14 protein-coding genes are annotated in these 17070 nt (G+C 66.5%); 4 read left to right on the forward strand and 10 right to left on the reverse strand.

Annotated features, from left to right (window positions below):
- Positions 1-42: 42 nt before the first annotated feature.
- The gene (locus J5M86_RS01640; protein ID WP_244328417.1) at positions 43-1800 is read right to left on the reverse strand and encodes an alpha-amylase family glycosyl hydrolase; all 1758 of its coding nucleotides are present in this window, start codon (positions 1798-1800) and stop codon (positions 43-45) included.
- A 244-nt stretch (positions 1801-2044) separates the two neighbouring features.
- Between J5M86_RS01640 and J5M86_RS01645 the strand changes: the two genes are divergently transcribed.
- Positions 2045-3532 (forward strand): amino acid permease, encoded by a 1488-nt coding sequence (locus J5M86_RS01645; RefSeq protein ID WP_188059808.1) that lies wholly within the window; start codon positions 2045-2047, stop codon positions 3530-3532.
- An 85-nt stretch (positions 3533-3617) separates the two neighbouring features.
- Positions 3618-4229 (forward strand): 4'-phosphopantetheinyl transferase superfamily protein, encoded by a 612-nt coding sequence (locus tag J5M86_RS01650; protein WP_188059807.1) that lies wholly within the window; start codon positions 3618-3620, stop codon positions 4227-4229.
- Here J5M86_RS01650 and J5M86_RS01655 read toward each other — a convergent pair.
- The 8 genes from J5M86_RS01655 to J5M86_RS01690 all read right to left on the reverse strand — a co-directional run bounded on the left by J5M86_RS01655 (position 4226) and on the right by J5M86_RS01690 (position 13936).
- A complete protein-coding gene (locus tag J5M86_RS01655; RefSeq protein ID WP_208965079.1) occupies positions 4226-6784 on the reverse strand; it encodes an ABC transporter permease in 2559 nt (852 codons plus the stop codon). The two genes, J5M86_RS01650 and J5M86_RS01655, sit on opposite strands and share 4 nt — an antisense overlap.
- A complete protein-coding gene (locus J5M86_RS01660; protein WP_188059805.1) occupies positions 6784-7560 on the reverse strand; it encodes an ABC transporter ATP-binding protein in 777 nt (258 codons plus the stop codon). The genes J5M86_RS01655 and J5M86_RS01660 overlap by 1 nt, the downstream gene beginning before the upstream one ends.
- A gap of 211 nt (positions 7561-7771) precedes the next feature.
- Positions 7772-8143 carry a monovalent cation/H(+) antiporter subunit G gene (gene mnhG, locus J5M86_RS01665; RefSeq protein ID WP_188059804.1) on the reverse strand — a complete coding sequence of 124 codons (372 nt, stop codon included), beginning with the start codon at positions 8141-8143 and terminating at the stop codon, positions 7772-7774.
- The gene (locus J5M86_RS01670) at positions 8136-8462 is read right to left on the reverse strand and encodes a monovalent cation/H+ antiporter complex subunit F (RefSeq protein ID WP_188059803.1); all 327 of its coding nucleotides are present in this window, start codon (positions 8460-8462) and stop codon (positions 8136-8138) included. The genes mnhG and J5M86_RS01670 overlap by 8 nt, the downstream gene beginning before the upstream one ends.
- On the reverse strand, positions 8459-9055 hold the full coding sequence (locus J5M86_RS01675) for a Na+/H+ antiporter subunit E (RefSeq protein WP_188059802.1): 597 nt from the start codon (positions 9053-9055) through the stop codon (positions 8459-8461). Before J5M86_RS01675 ends, J5M86_RS01670 begins: the two co-directional genes overlap by 4 nt.
- Positions 9052-10578, reverse strand: coding sequence for a Na+/H+ antiporter subunit D (locus J5M86_RS01680; protein ID WP_188059801.1), 1527 nt, complete (start codon positions 10576-10578; stop codon positions 9052-9054). The genes J5M86_RS01675 and J5M86_RS01680 overlap by 4 nt, the downstream gene beginning before the upstream one ends.
- Positions 10575-11003 carry a Na(+)/H(+) antiporter subunit C gene (locus J5M86_RS01685; RefSeq protein ID WP_188059800.1) on the reverse strand — a complete coding sequence of 143 codons (429 nt, stop codon included), beginning with the start codon at positions 11001-11003 and terminating at the stop codon, positions 10575-10577. Before J5M86_RS01685 ends, J5M86_RS01680 begins: the two co-directional genes overlap by 4 nt.
- On the reverse strand, positions 11000-13936 hold the full coding sequence (locus J5M86_RS01690; protein ID WP_244328418.1) for a Na+/H+ antiporter subunit A: 2937 nt from the start codon (positions 13934-13936) through the stop codon (positions 11000-11002). Before J5M86_RS01690 ends, J5M86_RS01685 begins: the two co-directional genes overlap by 4 nt.
- Positions 13937-14070: 134 nt before the next feature.
- Between J5M86_RS01690 and J5M86_RS15710 the strand changes: the two genes are divergently transcribed.
- Together J5M86_RS15710 and J5M86_RS01700 are read left to right on the forward strand one after the other, a co-directional pair.
- The gene (locus J5M86_RS15710; RefSeq protein WP_188059799.1) at positions 14071-15525 is read left to right on the forward strand and encodes an ABC transporter substrate-binding protein/permease; all 1455 of its coding nucleotides are present in this window, start codon (positions 14071-14073) and stop codon (positions 15523-15525) included.
- Positions 15522-16304, forward strand: coding sequence for an amino acid ABC transporter ATP-binding protein (locus J5M86_RS01700; RefSeq protein WP_223158385.1), 783 nt, complete (start codon positions 15522-15524; stop codon positions 16302-16304). The genes J5M86_RS15710 and J5M86_RS01700 overlap by 4 nt, the downstream gene beginning before the upstream one ends.
- A 223-nt stretch (positions 16305-16527) precedes the next feature.
- Here the strand turns inward: J5M86_RS01700 and J5M86_RS01705 are convergent, their stop codons facing one another.
- Positions 16528-16881 carry a hypothetical protein gene (locus tag J5M86_RS01705; RefSeq protein WP_188059798.1) on the reverse strand — a complete coding sequence of 118 codons (354 nt, stop codon included), beginning with the start codon at positions 16879-16881 and terminating at the stop codon, positions 16528-16530.
- Between the last annotated feature and the right edge of the window lie 189 nt (positions 16882-17070).

Raw genomic sequence — 17070 nt, forward strand, 5'->3', positions numbered from 1 at the left:
TCGGTCGTGTGTCGAAACCCGCCGAAACGAGTCAGCGATTTATTAGTCGATACGACCAAAAACGAGGCCGGTGTAGGGGCCGACGTTGATGCGCGCGGCAGCCTGGTCGCCCTCGGCGGTGACCGAGTGGGAGTCGACCGAGCCGTACTCGTCGGAGTAGCCGGGCGCGTCGGTGTTGAGCAACAGCTCCCAGTTGCCGGCGGCGGGGAAGCGCACGGGCAGGTCGGTGCGGGCCTCACCGCTGAAGTTGAGCACCACGAAGACGCTGTCGTTCGTGCCGCCTTCGGCCCAGCGGTGGTAACCGATGACATTGGCGTCGTCGTCGGCGTGCACGATCTCGGTGTGTTGTCCCTGCAGTCCGCGTGAACGACCGGTTGCGTTGCGGCGCAACGCGATCAGGTCGCGCCAGATGCCGAGGACGCCCGGCACCTTCTCGGTGAGCGACCAGTCGAGCGGCACGGTGTCCTGGAACCAGCCGTCCTGCAGGAATTCCTGCCCCATGAACAGCATCGGGATGCCGGGGGAGGTGAGCAGGGTCGCGGCGCCGAGCGTCGCCAGCTTCTGGGCGAGCTCGCCGGAGGTGTCGTCGGGTGCGACCTCGAGCGGCACCCGTGCCTTGCCATTGGCCACTTCGTCGTGCGACTCGGTGTAGATGACCCGCTCGAAGGCGTTGTCGTTGTACTTCTTCAGGATGGCGCCGGCCAGCGCCTCCAGCGAACGCTGGTCGTCGTTCTCGGCCTTGAGCGCTTCGCGCACCGGGTGGACGAAGGCGCCGTCCCACTGGGAGTGGAAGGCTGCTCCGCCGTCGCCGGTGTAGCTCACGGCGGGGTTCTGCTGCATGTCCTCGGCGATGAGCAGGCGGTCGGGGAAGTGTTCGCGCACGACGGAGTTGACCTCGCGCATCATCGCCCAGCCCTCGGGGATGTCCATGCCCGAGCCGTCCTTGCTGCGGATGTAGGGCGTCATGTCGAAACGCAGACCGTCGGCGTGGAAGTCGCGCAGCCACATGATCGCGTTGTCGCGGATGAAGGCACGCACCTCTTCGCGGCCGTAGTCGGGACGGGTGTCGCCCCAGGGAGTGGAGGAGCGGTCGTCGTTGTAGAAGTAGATGCCGCCCTTGTCGTCGCTCTCCGACCACCCGTCGAACTGCCAGGTGGGCAGGTCGCTCGGACCGAAGTGGTTGTAGACGACATCGACGATCACTGCAATGCCCCGCTCATGCGCCTGACGGACGAGCTGCTTCAAACCGTCGGGGCCGCCGAGGGTCGACTCGACGGCGAACAGGTGAGCCGGGTTGTAGCCCCAGGAGTCGTCGCCGGCGAACTCCATCACCGGCATCAGCTCGATCGCGTTGACCCCCAACGACTTCAGGTAGTCCAGGCGGGCTGCGACCGACTCGAAGGAGCCGCGGCCCTGCTGGGCGTTGAACGAACCGACGTGCAGTTCGTAGATCACCAGGTCGTCCAGCGAGTGCAGGCCGGGCTGGTCGTTGCCCCAGTCGAACTGGCCGTGGTCGTAGATGATGCCGTTGCCGACGGAGTTGGTGACCTTGCGGGCGTAGGGGTCGATGCGCTGGAAGGTCTGGTCGCCGTGCTTCAACTCGTACTTGTACTCCTGGCCCAGATTCGCGGAGGTCTCGGCGTACCAGTAGCCGTTGTCCTCACGATCCATCGCTGTGGCACCGGCGTCCCAGCCGTTGAAGTCACCGATCACCGCGACCGAGTCGGCGTGCGGTGCCCACACCCGAAATGCGACTCCGCCATCGAACGGGATCGCTCCCATTCCTGCGTGCTGACCCATGTGGGTGACTCCTGATCGTCGGTGTGAATGGACCGTCGATCAGCGTAAGCCCCAGCGTGGGCTGCGATCGGCTTTGGAAGTGACCGGACGCCGCGAGGTGGTGCGGCTCACATTGTGGGCAGTACCGGTGAGTATGTCCGAACATTTGCGATCTTGTGCTGTTCTGACTCTGGCCCGCGGGGCCGGCCGAGTCCTAGATTGACACCTGTCAGCTGTGCGGCAGGACCAGCAGGAAGGCTCTGACATGAGCATGATGCGCACCAAATCGGTCGAGCAGTCGATCGCCGAAGGTGACGAGCCGGAGTACCGGCTCAAGAAAAGTCTGACCGCTCTCGACCTCACCGTCTTCGGTGTGGGTGTGGTGATCGGTGCCGGCATCTTCACCGTCGCCGGTAAGGCGGCCAACGAGCTCGCCGGCCCTGCGGTCGTGCTGTCGTTCATCATCGCGGCCTTCTGCTGCAGCCTCGCGGCCCTGTGTTACGCAGAGTTCGCCTCGGCCATCCCGGTCTCGGGTTCGGCGTACACCTTCAGCTACGCCTCGCTCGGCGAGATCATCGCCTGGATCATCGGCTGGGACCTCCTGTTGGAGCTGATGCTCGGTGCGTCCGTGGTGGCGCAGGGCTGGTCGGCCTATCTGGGGGTGTTCCTGGACCACCTCGGCATCACGATTCCCGAATCGATCGCCTACGGCTCCAGCTTCGATGTGCCGGCCTTCCTGCTGGTCGTCGTGCTGACCGTGCTGGTCAGCTACGGCATCAAGGAATCGCTGCGGGTCAACCTCGCGCTCGTTGCGCTGAAGGTCTTCATCGTTCTCTTCGTGATCGTCGCCGGACTGTTCTACGTGAACAAGGACAACTACAGCCCGTTCGTTCCTGACAGCAAGCCGGCCGAGGGCACCACCGACGTCTGGAAGCAGCCGCTCACCGAGTGGATGTTCGGCATGACGCCGGCCCACTTCGGCGTCGCCGGAATCATGGCGGGTGCGTCGCTGGTCTTCTTCGCCTTCATCGGATTCGACGTCGTGGCGACCACCGCCGAGGAAGCCGAGAACCCCTCGCGTGACCTCCCGCGCGGCATCATCGGATCGCTCATCATCTGCACCTTGCTCTACTGCGGTGTCGCGCTGGTGCTGACGGGCATGCAGCCCTACGACAAGATCGCGCCCAGCGCCTCGCTGTCCAAGGCATTCGAAGCAGTCGGGCAGGACGGTTTCGCCACACTCATCGCAGCGGGAGCCGTGGCCGGTCTGACAACGGTTGTCATGACCTTGCTCATCGGTGCCTCCCGCGTGATCTTCGCGATGTCGCGTGACTGGCTGCTGCCCAAGGGCCTCGGTGTGGTCAACCCCAAGACGGGTACGCCCCTGAAGATCACCGCCGGCCTCGGTCTGGTCATCGCTTTCGTGGCCGCAATGACCCCGGTGGGTGAACTGGAGTACATGATCAACATCGGCACGCTGAGCGCGTTCTTCCTGGTGTCGATCGCCGTGCCGGTGCTGCGTAAGAAGCGTCCCGACATGAACCGTCCGTTCAAGGTGCCGTTCAGCCCGTTCCTGCCGATCCTGTCGGCGCTCATCTGCGGCTACCTCATGCTGACGCTGCCGGTCGAAACCTGGCTGCGCTTCCTCATCTGGCTGGCCCTCGGCTTCATCATCTACTTCGCCTACGGCTATCACCGCAGCCGTCTGGCGCAGGGCCACACCGGCCCCGCCAAGGAGAAGGCGAACCTTTGAGGATCAGCCAACACGCGGGCGAAGGTCTCCGGCCACCGGCCGGGGGCCTTCGTCGTTGGTGGAAAGGCTGGGTAAAGATGTGCCCATGGCCGCCCCCACCGCACCGCTGTGGCGGGCGGCGATGTCCGAGCAGTTGCTCGCCGCCGATCACGGTGTCTCTGCAGTGCTCAACCCCGACGAACGAGCCCGGTGGAGCCGCTTGCAGCGGCAAACCGATCGCGACGACTTCGTGGCCGCGCGCGTCCTCGTCCGTCAGTTGCTCGTGTCGGCCGGAGTGGCCGACGACATTGCAGCAATTGCCTTGGCGCAGAAGTGCGCTCAATGCGGCGGCCCACACGGACGTCCATCGGTGGTCGGGCATCCGGAGGTGTTCATCAGCTGGGCCCACAGCAACGGACGCGTCGCCGCGGCGGTCAGTGATCGGCCGCTTGGTATCGACATCGAACCGGTGGACGCCGGGGTGCCGAGCCTCGACGGGCGCGCACGGACGGTGACTGAGTGGGTGCGCCTGGAGGCGCTGGTCAAGGCCGGGCTCACCGATCTGGACGGCGCCCTGCACTTGGTGCTCGACTGGCCGCCCTCGCCGGACGGGCGACGATTCGGCGACTACCTGCTGATCAACGCCCACGATGGAAAGACCTCGGGCGTGATCGCCTTGGCATTCGCCAGCGATCACGCCCGAGATCGTCACGCCTAGAGGTCGACGATGGCTTCCAGCGGTTTGGTGCGAGCGGCCCGGATCGCCGGCCACACCGCGGCCAGCAGCCCGACCACCGCGGCCATCACAAGGGTGAACAGGATCGTCGGCCACGGGATGACCGCCTGGATGCCGGGGATCCACTCGCGGAAGGTGCGCACCAGGCACCATCCGATCGCTACGCCGACCAGCATGCCCAGCAGGGCCCCGAAGATCGAGATGAGCATCGACTCCAGGTAGATCGTGCGACGAACCTGCTTGCGCAACATGCCGATTGCCCGCAGCATGCCGATCTCGCGCTTGCGTTCGACCACCGACAGCGCCAGCGTGTTGATGATGCCGAGCACCGCGATGAGCAGCGACAGACCCAGCATTCCGTAGAGCACGGTGAGCATCTGGTCGATCGTGCCCGCTTGCGCGCTGGCGAACTGCTTGGGCGTCTGCACCTTGATGGTCAGGTAGTCGCGGGTGGCTTCCTCGACGCCGTTCTGCATCGTGGTGACGTTGACGCCGGGCTTGGCCTTGACCAGCGTGACGAAGGACGCCTGCAACTGCTTGGGCACGAGCTCGTTGTACGCCGCATCACCCAGCATGTACGGCCCGGAGAGCGGGCTCTCCCGGTAGATGCCGGTGACCTTGGCGCTGGTGCGGGTGCCGAAGCGGGTGGTCAGGTCGACCGCCGTCCCGACCTTCCAGTTGTTGCTCGCGGCGTACTTGTCGGAGGCGATGAGGTCGCGCCCGTTGACGGTGGCCGCACCTTCGACCATCGACACCTTCAGCACCGGGGTGAGCGGGCCTGAGGGGGCGGTGCCGATCGCGTTCTTGCCGCCGACCAGCGCCGGCACATTGCGCAACTGCACGACGTCCTGCACGCCGTCGACCTGCTTGATCGCCTCCGCACTGGAGGTCGGCAGGCCAGTGGTCTCGCTGCCGGTGAGCAGCACATCAGCCTTGATGTCGCTGGCGACCGCACTGTCGATCGTCGACTTGAACGAGGCGCCGAGCGTGCCGATCACTGCAACCAGCATGAGGCCGAGGGTGAGCGCGAATGCTGTTGCAGCTGTGCGGCGCGGGTTGCGGATCGCGTTGGTGCGGGCCAGGCTCGCCAGCTTTCCGAAGGGCCGGGTGAGCACACCCAGCACCCCGATCGCCGGACGCGATAACGCCGGCGCGGCCAGCACGATCGCGATGATCAGCAGGAGTGCACCCAGGCCCACCAGACCGGCGGGTCCGCCACCTTTGCCCATGGCGCCGACGGTTAGGGATACTGCGCCGAGCAGCGCCAACACGACACCGGCGATCGTGCGCACCTTCAGGGAGTCGGCGCCGCCGGCCTCGCTCTCGCGCATCGCTTCGACCGGAGCCACCTTGGAGGCCCGGCGGGCCGGCGCGTAGGCGCTGACCATCGTCACGATGATCCCAACCGCGAGGCAGGCGATGACCGAGGAGGGTGTGATCGCCAGGCTGCCCTCGGGTAGCCCCGAACCGGTCGCCGACAGCAATGCCTGCAGCCCGGCAGCAAGGCCGACCCCGATCGCGAATCCGACCAGTGAACCGATCAGTCCGACCACGAATGCCTCGAACATCACCGACCGGGTGACCTGGCGACGGCTGGCACCGATGGCGCGCAGCAGGGCCAACTCCTTGACCCGCTGGGCGACGATCATCGAGAAGGTGTTGTAGATGATGAAGGTGCCGACGATGAGCCCGATCGCGGCGAACGACAACAGGATGTAGTTGAAGATCTGCAGGAACTGGTTGATCGCGTCCTTCGACTGCTTGCGCACTTCGTCGCCGGTGAGCGCTTCGACGTCCGGGAAAGCCGCGGTCACCTGCTGCTTCAACTGCTCTGGCGAGGTGCCCGGCGCTGCGCCCAGGTAGATCGTCGAAACATGCTTGCCGTCGGTGAACAGTGACTTGGCGGCGTCGGTGGTGAAGTTGGCTTCGATGTAACCGCTGCTGTTCGGCGGCGAACGGACGAGGCCGACCACGACGACGTCCATCGGTTTGCCGGTGCCGTTGGCGATGACGACCTTGGTCTTCGAGCCGACCTTCAGCTTGCCGCGATCAGCCGCACTCTCGTTGAGGAGCATCTCGTTCGGGGCCGCAGGTGCACGCCCGCCAGGCATGATCGCCGCACTGTTCGGGTCGAGTTGCTGCTGGGGAGGCACCCAGTTGCTGCCGACGCTCGGTGCTCCGCCTGACTGGATGGCCTTGCCGCTGGCGTCCGCCACCACGATCGAACCGGTGTAGCCCACCTGGATCTTGGCAACACCGAATTGCGCCTTCTGTGCCTCGATGCGGGTCAGCACCGACTGCGGCACGCCCAGGTCGGTGCTGAAGCCGTCCCTGGTGTTCTTGGAGGTGATCTGGGTGTCGACCCCGATCGCCACCTTGTCGAAGAGTTGGTTGAAGGAGTTGCCGACGGTTGCGGTGAAGATCAGCGATCCGGCCACGAACGAGGTGCCGAGGACGACCGAGAGCACCGTGAGCAGGAGGCGCAGCTTGTGCGCCGCGAGGTTGCGCAGGGAGACCGTGCGCATCGCGCCGGCCATCACTGCTCGTGGGTGCGGCCGGAGCCGCCGTCGAGTTGCTTCATGTATTCGTAGATGTCATCGGCCGACAGCCCACTCTGGTCGCTGACGATCTGGCCGTCGGCGAGGAAAACCACCCGGTCGGCGTAGGACGCCGAGCGCGGGTCGTGAGTGACGATCACGACCGTCTGACCGAAGTCGTCCACCGCTCCGCGCAGGATCGACAGCACCTCGGCCGACGAGCGGGAGTCGAGGTTGCCGGTCGGCTCGTCGCCGAAGATGATCTCCGGGCGTCCGACCATCGCGCGGGCGCATGCCACCCGCTGCACCTGACCGCCGGAGAGTTCGGTTGGCCGGTGACCGAGGCGATCGCTGAGACCGAGACGCTCAACGATCGTCTGCATCCATTCCTTGTCGACCGACCGGCCGGCGATGTCGAGCGGGAGCGTGATGTTCTCGCGGGCGGTGAGGGTGGGCACCAGGTTGAACGCCTGGAAGACGAAGCCGATGCGGTCGCGTCGCAGCTTGGTCATCGCTGCGTCGGACAGCTTCGACAGGTCGGTGTCGCCGACGACCACGCGTCCGCTGCTGGGGGTGTCGAGACCGGCGAGGCAGTGCATGAGCGTCGACTTGCCCGAGCCGGAGGGGCCCATGATTGCGGTGAACTGCCCGCGACCGAAGGTGGCCGAGACATCACGCAACGCATGCACGACATTGCTGCCCGATCCGTAGGTCTTGGTGAGCGATTGGGCGTCCGCTGCCAGGGCATCTGGCGCGGGGACTGCTTGGGTCGTCATCGTCGGCCTTTCGTGGAGGTGGTCGTGCGCGAGGGCGGAGGGCCCCGACCCGGCAGGGCCGATCGACAACCTCCCCCGAGGTGGCGTGTGCTTACGAAAAGCATGGCACTGCTCGGCGCAAAGCACACTGTGGTTTTCCCGACAGTCGTCGGTCGGGTCGACCCGTGCCCGACGAGTCGAGGTCGCCGGGCCACGCACACCGATCTGCGGACTATTCCTCGACGTCGCGGCTCTGGATGAAGCCCGACCCGCTGAGGTCTTCGGCGAGTTCGTCGACGACGAGCGTGCCGCGGTCGACCAGGCCCGAGCGGTAGGCGCTGCGGCTGACCATCGTGCCCGCGACGGGTGCGGTGAACAGTTGCAGCACCACGATCACGATGCAGATCGCCAGGGTGGGCCAGGTGCGAAGTGACAATGCGATGCCGGTCGTCACGCACAGCACACCGAGCACCTGCGGCTTGGTGATGCCGTGCATCTTGCTCAGGACGTCCGGGAAGCGCAGCAGCGTGACAGCCGCGGCCAGGCACAGACCCGCGCCGAGCAGCAGGAAGATCGCCCCCAGCAGGTCGAAGAAGTCACTCATCGTGCCGCTCCTGTGCGCGGGTGGTGGCTTCGGGATGGGTGGTGCGGGTGAAACGGCGGTCGGCCACCATGCGGGCCACGGCGACCGCGCTGGTGAAGCCCAGCATCGACAGCAACAGCAACACATTGAGTTCGGTGGTGCGGTGCGTCCAGGACGCCCAGAGGCCGATGCCGGCGATCACGATGGCCACCATCAGGTCGGCCGCGGCGCTGCGGTCGAGTTGGCTCGGACCATGCGCAATGCGACCCACGACGATGAGCGCCGAGATGAGCAGCAGCACCGTCGCGATGCTGAGCAGGACGTCGGTCAGCAGGCTCATTCGTCCGCCTCCCATTCCTCGTGGGACACCGGTTGGTGGCTGCGTCGCAACTCCAGGCAGGCCGCCTCGAAGTCTTGTCGCTCGGCAGCCGTGCCGAATGCGTTGAGCACCCGGCGTTCGGTGGTCAGTGCCATCGTCCGGATGTCCTCGATCGCGTTGTCATCGGCGAGGTCGAGCACGTGCAGATAGAGCCGGCGCGGGTTGCGCACCACTTCGACGACCACCGTGCCGGGCACGAGCGAGATCAACTCCGCCACCTGCACCTGGTAGAGGTCGTGGTCGGAGAGCAGGTCGACGCGCACGATGCCCGAGCGCAGGCGGACGTGCCGCGCCCACACCAATCGGCTGACGTGCCACGACGACACCACGAGATCGCGCAGCAGCGCACCACCCAGCACCAGCACACCCCACGGGCGCGGGCGTCCGGGAATGTGCACCGGAGGCAACGGGAAGACGACAGTCACCAACCAACCGAGCAGCACGCCGCCGAGGAAGGCGACCGGCGAGATCGAGCCCCACAGCACCATCCAGAAGAAGGCCATCGTGAAGACGGCGGCCGGGCGGAACCGGAGCCGGGACCGTGCGGCGATCATGGCTGCACCTGCATGACCGACTGCTCGTAGGTGCCGTCGCGCAGGTTGATCGCGGCGCGGTCGGCATAGCCGTAGAGCGGTCCGGCGAAGACGGTGAGCGCGAGGCTGAACGTGACCAGCGCGCCGGTGGCGCAGGCCATCAACGGGGGCATCGGACGCCGGTCACCGGTGGGATCGTCGGCCACCCCTTCGTCCGATTCCACGGCCGGGGGAGTGCCCCAGAAGGCGCGGTTCCAGACCTTCGCCATGGCCAGCAGCGTCAGGAAGCTGGTGACGATGCCGCCCACGACGACGGTCCAGGCCATCGGGGTGCCGAGTTCGGCGCCGGCCTGCAGCAGCCCCAGCTTGCCGATGAATCCCGACAGCGGCGGGATGCCGGCGAGGTTCATGGCCGGCACGAAGAAGAGCACCGCGAGCAGGGGAGCCACCTTGATCAAGCCGCCCAGACCGTCGAGCGCCGACGATCCGCCGCGGCGTTCGATGAGGCCGGTCACCAGGAAGAGCGTGGCCTGGATGGTGATGTGGTGGGCGGTGTAGAAGATGGTGGCTGCCAGCCCCGCCTGGTTGGCCAGTGCGATGCCGAACACCATGTAGCCCAGGTGGCTGACCAGGGTGAAGGAGAGCATTCGCTTGATCTCCACCTGCGCGACTGCGCCCAGGATGCCGATGACCATCGTCAGCAGCGCCGCCACCAGCAGCAGATTCGTCAGGTGGCTGTCGGGGAAGAGCAGCGTCTGGGTGCGGATGATCGCGTAGACACCCACCTTGGTGAGCAGGCCGGCGAAGACGGCGGTCACCGGAGCGGGGGCGGTGGGATAGGAATCGGGCAGCCAGGCAGACAACGGGAAGACCGCTGCCTTGATCGCGAAGGTGACCAGCAGCATGAGCTGCAGCAGGAGCTGCACCGGCGGGCTCAGCGCCTGCAGACGGTCGGCCAGTTGGGCCATGTTGACCGTGCCGGTTGCTGCGTACACGGTGGCGATCGAGATGAGGAACAACGCCGACGACAACAGGCTGACCACCACGTACGTGGTGCCGGCGCGGATGCGGTCGCCGGTGCCGCCGAGGGAGAGCAGCACGTACGAGGCGAAGAGCAAGATCTCGAAACCGACGAACAGGTTGAACAGGTCGCCGGCCAGGAAGGCGTTGGAGACGCCCGCGATGAGCAGCAGGAAGGTCGGGTGGAAGATCGAGACCGGTGTCTCCCGGCGCAGTTCGTCCTCGTCCTGCCCGGTGGAGTAGACCAGCACCGCCAGCGCGACGACTGCTGCGACCAAGAGCATGAGGGACGCGAGCCGGTCGGCCACCAGCACGATGCCCAGCGGCGCGGGCCAACCGCCCACCCAGAGCACCAACGGGCCGTGGGCATCGGTGTGCCACATGAAGATCGCGGCCACCGCGATGACCCCGCCGAGACAGACGATCGAGACGGCGCGCTGCAGCTTGGGACGCCGGGGCATGGCCAGCGCGACGCCGGCACCGAAGATGGTGAGCAGCATCGGGACGGGCAGCAGGTTGTTCATTCGCTCACCACGTCCTCTCCGGTGTCGGAGAAGGTGGTCTCCTCGAAGGAGCCCGAGGCCTCGTCGGCCTTGGCGAGTTCACGGATTCGGGCGTCCTCGAGGTCGTCGGCGGTTTCGTCGTCACCGTTGAGTTGGAAGCTGCGGTAGGCCATGGCCAGCACGAAGGCCGACACCGCGAGGGTGATGACGATGGCGGTCAGCATCATCGCCTGCGGTAACGGATCGGCTGCGGTCGAGCGGCTGAACATGCCGATGATCGGCGGCGTGCCGGCATCGCCGGCGGCGATGAGGAAGAGCACGTTGACACCGTTGGAGATGAGGATGACGCCGATCAGGATGCGGGTCAGCGATCGCTCGAGGATCAGGTAGACGCCGCAGGCGACCAGGAACCCCGCGGTGATGGCCAGGGTGATGTTGGCGGTCATGAGCGGTGGCCCTCCGTCCCGGGAATGGCTCGGGTCGAGCGCTCCAGCGGGGTGGGCGCGATGTCTTCCTCGGCGTGCTGGTCGATGCCGGAGCCGAAGCTGCGGGCGAGGTCGAGCACCATGCCGACGACCACCAGGTAGACGCCGACGTCGAAGATCGTGGACGACACCAGGTGCAGTTCACCGAACATCGGCCAGACGGCCCCCCACGGCGTGTGCCAGACGTCCGGACCGGGCACGTTGAGGTACCAGTCGTAGCTCTCCAGCACCGCACCGCCGAAGGCCACCGGCGCGACCGCCGAGCCGATCGCGGTGAACAAGCCCGCACCGAGCAGGCGTCCGGCGTCGAAGGGTGCTGCTTCGTCGAGTTCGTGACGGCCGGCGGTCAGGTAACGCACCATCAACGCCATGCCGGCCACCAGGCCGCCGGCGAAGCCGCCGCCGGGCAGGTTGTGGCCGGCCAGCAGCAGGTAGAGCGACATGATGATCAGGAAGCCGAACAGCAGCCGGGTGACCACCTCGAAGACCAACGAACGGGTGATCGGCGAGAGCGTCTGGCCGGCGCGCAGCCAGACCCCGGGTGACTGGTCGCCCTCGTGGTCGCCGTCCATGGCCTCGGCCGTGCGGGTGACCGCCGTCGACCGCGAGCGCAGGAAGATGAGCGAGGCGACACCGGTGGCGGCGATGACCAGCACCGAGATCTCGCCGAAGGTGTCCCAGGCGCGCATGTCGACCAGCGCGACATTGACGATGTTCTTGCCGTAGCCGAAGTCGTAGGCGGCGTCGTACCACGGTTCGCTGACCGGGCGGGCGCGGCGGTCGCCACCGGCGACCAGCGCGATGAGGGTGATCGTGACCCCGACGACCGCGGCCACCAGCACCCGCCACCACCGGGTGGACGACAGCGGACGCTTGGTGAAGTAGCGCGGCAGCTTGCGCATGACCAGTACGAAGATCACCAGGCTGACCGTCTCGACGAGCACCTGGGTGACGGCGAGGTCGGGGGCACCGGCCAGGGCGAACATGAGCGCCAGGCCGTAGCCGGTGACGCCGGTCAGCAGGATGGCGCGCAGGCGTCCGCGCGAGGTAGCGGCCAGGAAGGCCGCCATGATGATGACCAGCGCGATCGGGATCTGCATCCAGTAGTCGGCGATGCGGACGGCCGGCCAGTCCTTCACCTGCCACAGCGCATAGGTGGTGAGGGCGACGAAGACCGCGAGGATCGTGCCGAGGTAGATCGACAGCGAACCGCGCTGGGTGCGGGCGGTGGTCTCGACGGCCAGGCGGTCGATGCCGCGCATGGAGCGGTGGTAGAGCTCTTCGGCCGAGGTGGTCTTGGGGAAGGTGGCCTGCACTGCGGCGATGCGGTTGCGGGCGAGGAACAACCCGACACCGGCGGCGAGCGCGATGACCGACATCAGCAGTGGCCAGCCCAGGCCGTGCCAGAGCGCGAGGCCGTGGCTGGCGGTGCCCGCGCCCACGCTCTCGGCGTAGGGGCTGAGCAGTTCGGTGAGCGGGCCACCCAGGAAGCCGCCCACCAGGCTCAGCCCACCGAGCAGCACCGGCACGGCGACCATGCCGGCTGCCGGCTGGTGCCATTGCAGGACGGGTGCCTCGGCCTTGGGAGCGAAGGCGCCCCACCACCACCGCAGGCTGTACGCCACGGTGATCGCCGAGCCGAAGACGAGCGCGAATGCGAGGATGCCGGCCGCGAGCGGGTTGAGGGAGGGGTCGTTGCTGTCGATCAGATAGGTGACCGACTCGAACGCCGCCTCCTTGGTGATGAAGCCGATCAGCGGCGGCATGCCGGCCATCGAGAGCGCGGCGAGTCCGCCGAGCACGGCCAGCCAGGGGACGCGGTACCCCACGCCGCCGAGCTCGTTGAGGTTACGGGTGCCGGCACTGTGGTCGATGATGCCGACGCACATGAAGAGCGTCGACTTGAAGAGCGCGTGTGAGATCACCAGGGTCAGGCCGGCCAGGGCGGCGGCCCGCGAACCGACGCCGACCAGCAACACCATGAAGCCGAGCTGGCTGACGGTGCCGTAGGCGAGCAGCAGTTTCAGGTCGCTCTGGCGCAATGCTCGCCAGCCGCCGACCACCATCGTCGCGGTGCCGAGCACGAGCACGGCGGTGCGCCAGTAGGGCACGGTCGAGAAGGCGGGGGCTAGCACGGCGACGAGATAGACGCCGGCTTTGACCATCGCTGCCGCGTGCAAGTAGGCCGAGATCGGGGTGGGCGCGGCCATCGCTCCGGGCAGCCAGAACTGGAACGGGATCAGCGCCGACTTGGTGAGGGCGCCCACCAACATGAGCAGGACCCCGACGGTCACCAGCGTGCCCTCGGGCGGGGCCGCGACGATCTGGGTCAGGGAGTAGGTGCCGGCCTCGTGGCCGAGGGCGACGATGCCGATCAGCATCGCCAGACCGCCACCGACGGTGACCATCAAGGCGGTGTTGGCCGCGCCACGGTTGGCGCGGCGGGTGGGGTCGTGACCCACCAACAGGTAGGAGAAGACCGAGGTCAGCTCCCAGAAGACGTACATCAGGATGAGGTCGTCGGCGGTGACCAGGCCGAGCATCGTGCCGGCGAAAACGGTGAGAATGGCGCCGCTGCGCACGGGCATCGTCTTGTCGAAGTACCACCGGCAGTAGATCAGCACGAGCGTGCCGATCCAGCTGACCACCATCGCCAGCACCCATTGCACCAGGCCGATGTGCAGGTCGAGGTTGACCCCGAGCGCCGGGATCCATTCGTATCCGACGTCGACGGACCGACCATCGGTGATGGTCGGTGCGATGGACAGCAGCCACAAGCCCGTTGCGAACGGTGCCAGGGCCAGCACGAAGAAGGCGCGCGAGCCGAGCGACCGCGCCAGAAAAGGGGTCAAAGCGCCGCCCACCACATGCGCAGCGATAAGGGCGAAGAGCACGCCAGGCGTTCCTTCCGTCTGGTGGCTGTCAGGTGGGGGAGAACACCATTTTACGGGGCGATGTGCACTGCTGCGGACGCCGGGGCATGCACAGAATTCGCCGGTAACCCGTGATCGGCGTATAACTGTTCGTCATGCGTCCCATCACCACGCGTGTCATTGCTGCGCTCGGCGCGCTGCTGATCACGCTCACCGCATTCGGACTCGGAGGTGCAGGCGCTTCGGCAACGGTCCCGGCGCCGGCGGCGAAGGCCGCGCTGCCAGCGGTGCTGAAGGTCGGCACCGAGGGTGTCTACCCGCCGTTCAGTTACCACGAGGGCGGCAAGCTCACCGGGTACGACGTGGAGTTCATGCGCGCTCTGGGCAACAAGCTCGGGGTGAAGATGGAGTTCGTCGAGGTGCCCTGGGATTCGATGTTCGCCGCGCTGAGCTCGGGCAAGATCGACGTGGTCGCCAACCAGGTCACCAAAAATCCTGAACGTGAGCAGTTGTACGACCTCTCCGAGCCGTACATCACCACCACCGGCGTGGTGCTGGTGGGCAAAAACAACACCACGATCAACAAGCTGTCCGACATCAAGGGCAAGCGGGCCGGCCAGTCGCTGACCAGCAACTGGCGGGAGGTCGCCGCCAAGAACGGTGCCACCATCGTCGGCGTCGACAGCCTGGACAAAGCGATCCAGAACCTTCGCCAGGGCAGCGTGGACGTTGTGGTCAACGACGAACTAGCCGTCAAGAACTTCATGGCCAGCCAGAGCGACCCCGGCGTGAAGATCGTCGCCTACACCGACGACAAGTCGGAGTCGGTGCTGGCGGCGCGCAAGGGCTCGGGTTACATGACCCAGCTCAACCAGGGCATCGCCCAGCTCAAGGCCGAAGGGGTCAGTCAGCAGCTGTACGACAAGTACTTCAAGGCCGACGTCAAGCCGGTCACCAGCTGGCAGATGATCAAGGACAACGCCTGGCCGCTGGCCTGGGCGGCGATCAAGGTGACGATCCCGCTGACGTTGATCAGCTTCGTCCTCGGGTTGCTCATCTCCCTCGGTGTCGCCCTCGCCCGGTTGTCGACCAACCCGATGCTCGCCTGGCCCGCGCGGCTGTTCATCTCCGTCTTCCGCGGCGTCCCGGTCTTCGTGCTGTTGCTGCTGATCTACTTCGGCCTCAACGAGATCGGCTGGAAGATCTCGCCCTGGCCGGCCGCCATCATGGGCTTCTCGCTCAACATGGCCGGCTACGGCGCAGAGATCATCCGGTCGTCGATCCTGTCGGTGCCCAAGGGCCAATGGGAGGCCGCGCGGACGATCGGCATGAACCACGCCACCTCGTTGCGCCGCGTGGTCATCCCGCAGGCCGCGCGCATCGCGGTGCCGCCGCTGTCCAACACCTTGATCGATCTGTTGAAGAGCACGTCGCTCGCGTCGGCGATCCTGGTGACCGAGATGTTCCGGCAGGCGCAGATCGCCGCCGCGCCGTCGTTCAAGTTCTTCGCGCTCTACGGTCTGGCCGCGCTCTACTACTGGCTGATCGTGGTCGTGATGACCTTCTTCCAAGGCCGTATCGAGAAGCGAGTGAGCAGGTTCGTGGCATGAGTCGCATCGTCGAGGTCGAGCATCTGAGGAAGTCCTTCGGTGGCAACACCGTGCTGCAGGACGTCTCGTTCACCGCGGACGAGGGCACCGTCACGGTGATTCTCGGACCCTCTGGTTCGGGCAAGACCACGTTGCTGCGCTCGCTCAACGGGCTCGAACTACCCGACTCCGGAGTGGTGAGCGTTGCGGACGCGTCGGTCGATTTCTCTGATGTCTCCGCGTCGCGGTGGGGACGGCTGCCCAAGGAACAACGCGCAGCGGTGGCCGAGCTCGGGGCGCAGAGCGGCATGGTCTTCCAGTCGCACAACCTGTTCCCCAACATGACCGCGCTGCGCAATGTCACCGAGGGGCCGGTGGTCGTCCAAGGCGTCGCTGCTGCCGATGCGGACGCGCAGGCTCGGGAGCTGCTCGACAAGGTGGGCCTGTCTGCGCACATCGACAAGTTCCCCTACCAACTCTCCGGCGGTCAGCAGCAGCGCGTCGGCATCGCGCGTGCGCTGGCCCTCAAGCCGAAGCTGGTGCTCTTCGACGAGCCCACCTCGGCGCTCGACCCCGAACTGGTCGGCGAGGTGCTGCGGGTCATCCGAGACCTCGCCACCGAGGGCTGGACGATGGTGATCGTCACTCACGAGGTGCGTTTCGCCCAGCAGGTGGCCGATCAGGTGCTCTTCATCGACGATGGTCTGATCGTCGAGCAGGGCCCGCCGCAGGAGGTCATCGCGGCGCCGAAGCATCAGCGCACCCAGGACTTCCTGCGCCGCATCCTCGACCCGATCTGAGGCGTCGCGTCCCGGCGCGGCCACTGCGAGGGAAGATTCCCCGGTCAGCGCCGGGGAGCCCGTGCTGGGCGCGCGTCCTGGTCTTCGGGGAGCGGGCGACGCGCGAGGCGCTCAACCCACGAGTCTTCTTGCTCGCCGCGGCGTTCGGCATCGCGAACCAGGGCGCGGGCCAACCGGATCTTGGACGTCGGAACACTGTTTTGTGCCCGGTCAGTCGTGAGGCTCATTGTTCGCCCTCCAGATCGTGGTCGTCTTCTCCATTGTCGCTCGAACCAGTCGCAGAATCCACGCTTAAACCGGTCACGGCTTGCCGCAGGCTCAACCGGCCGATCCGCCGAGCCAAGTCACGATCTCCCTCACTACCCAGATCAGAGTTGATGAGGTCGGCCAGCAACTCGTCCCCGATCAACTGCTTAGCCACCTCATTACTGGTGAGGTTCTCCAGGGCGCGGTCGAACCGTTCGCGCCATTCACTGCGCGCCGCTTGCCGTTGGCCCCGGACCGCGACCCAGGCCGGGACTCCAGCACCCACCAGCGCGCCAAGGAATGCCAGTGCGGGAGTAACCCACTCGCTCACGCCGGCCTCACCGCTTCGCTTCCTGGGGTGATGACGGGTGCGTGTACGTCACCGCGATCACCGTGGCCAGGTCGACGTCGGAGGATCCGAGGCGGTGGCACCCATCTGAGGCTGTTTCACATTGTGGTTCATTCGTGCATCGTCCATCACCCCACTGACAGTCCACGATCTTCGGCGGTGCACTCCCAT

This window comes from Yimella sp. cx-51 (assembly GCF_017654605.1).
Classification (GTDB): domain Bacteria; phylum Actinomycetota; class Actinomycetes; order Actinomycetales; family Dermatophilaceae; genus Yimella.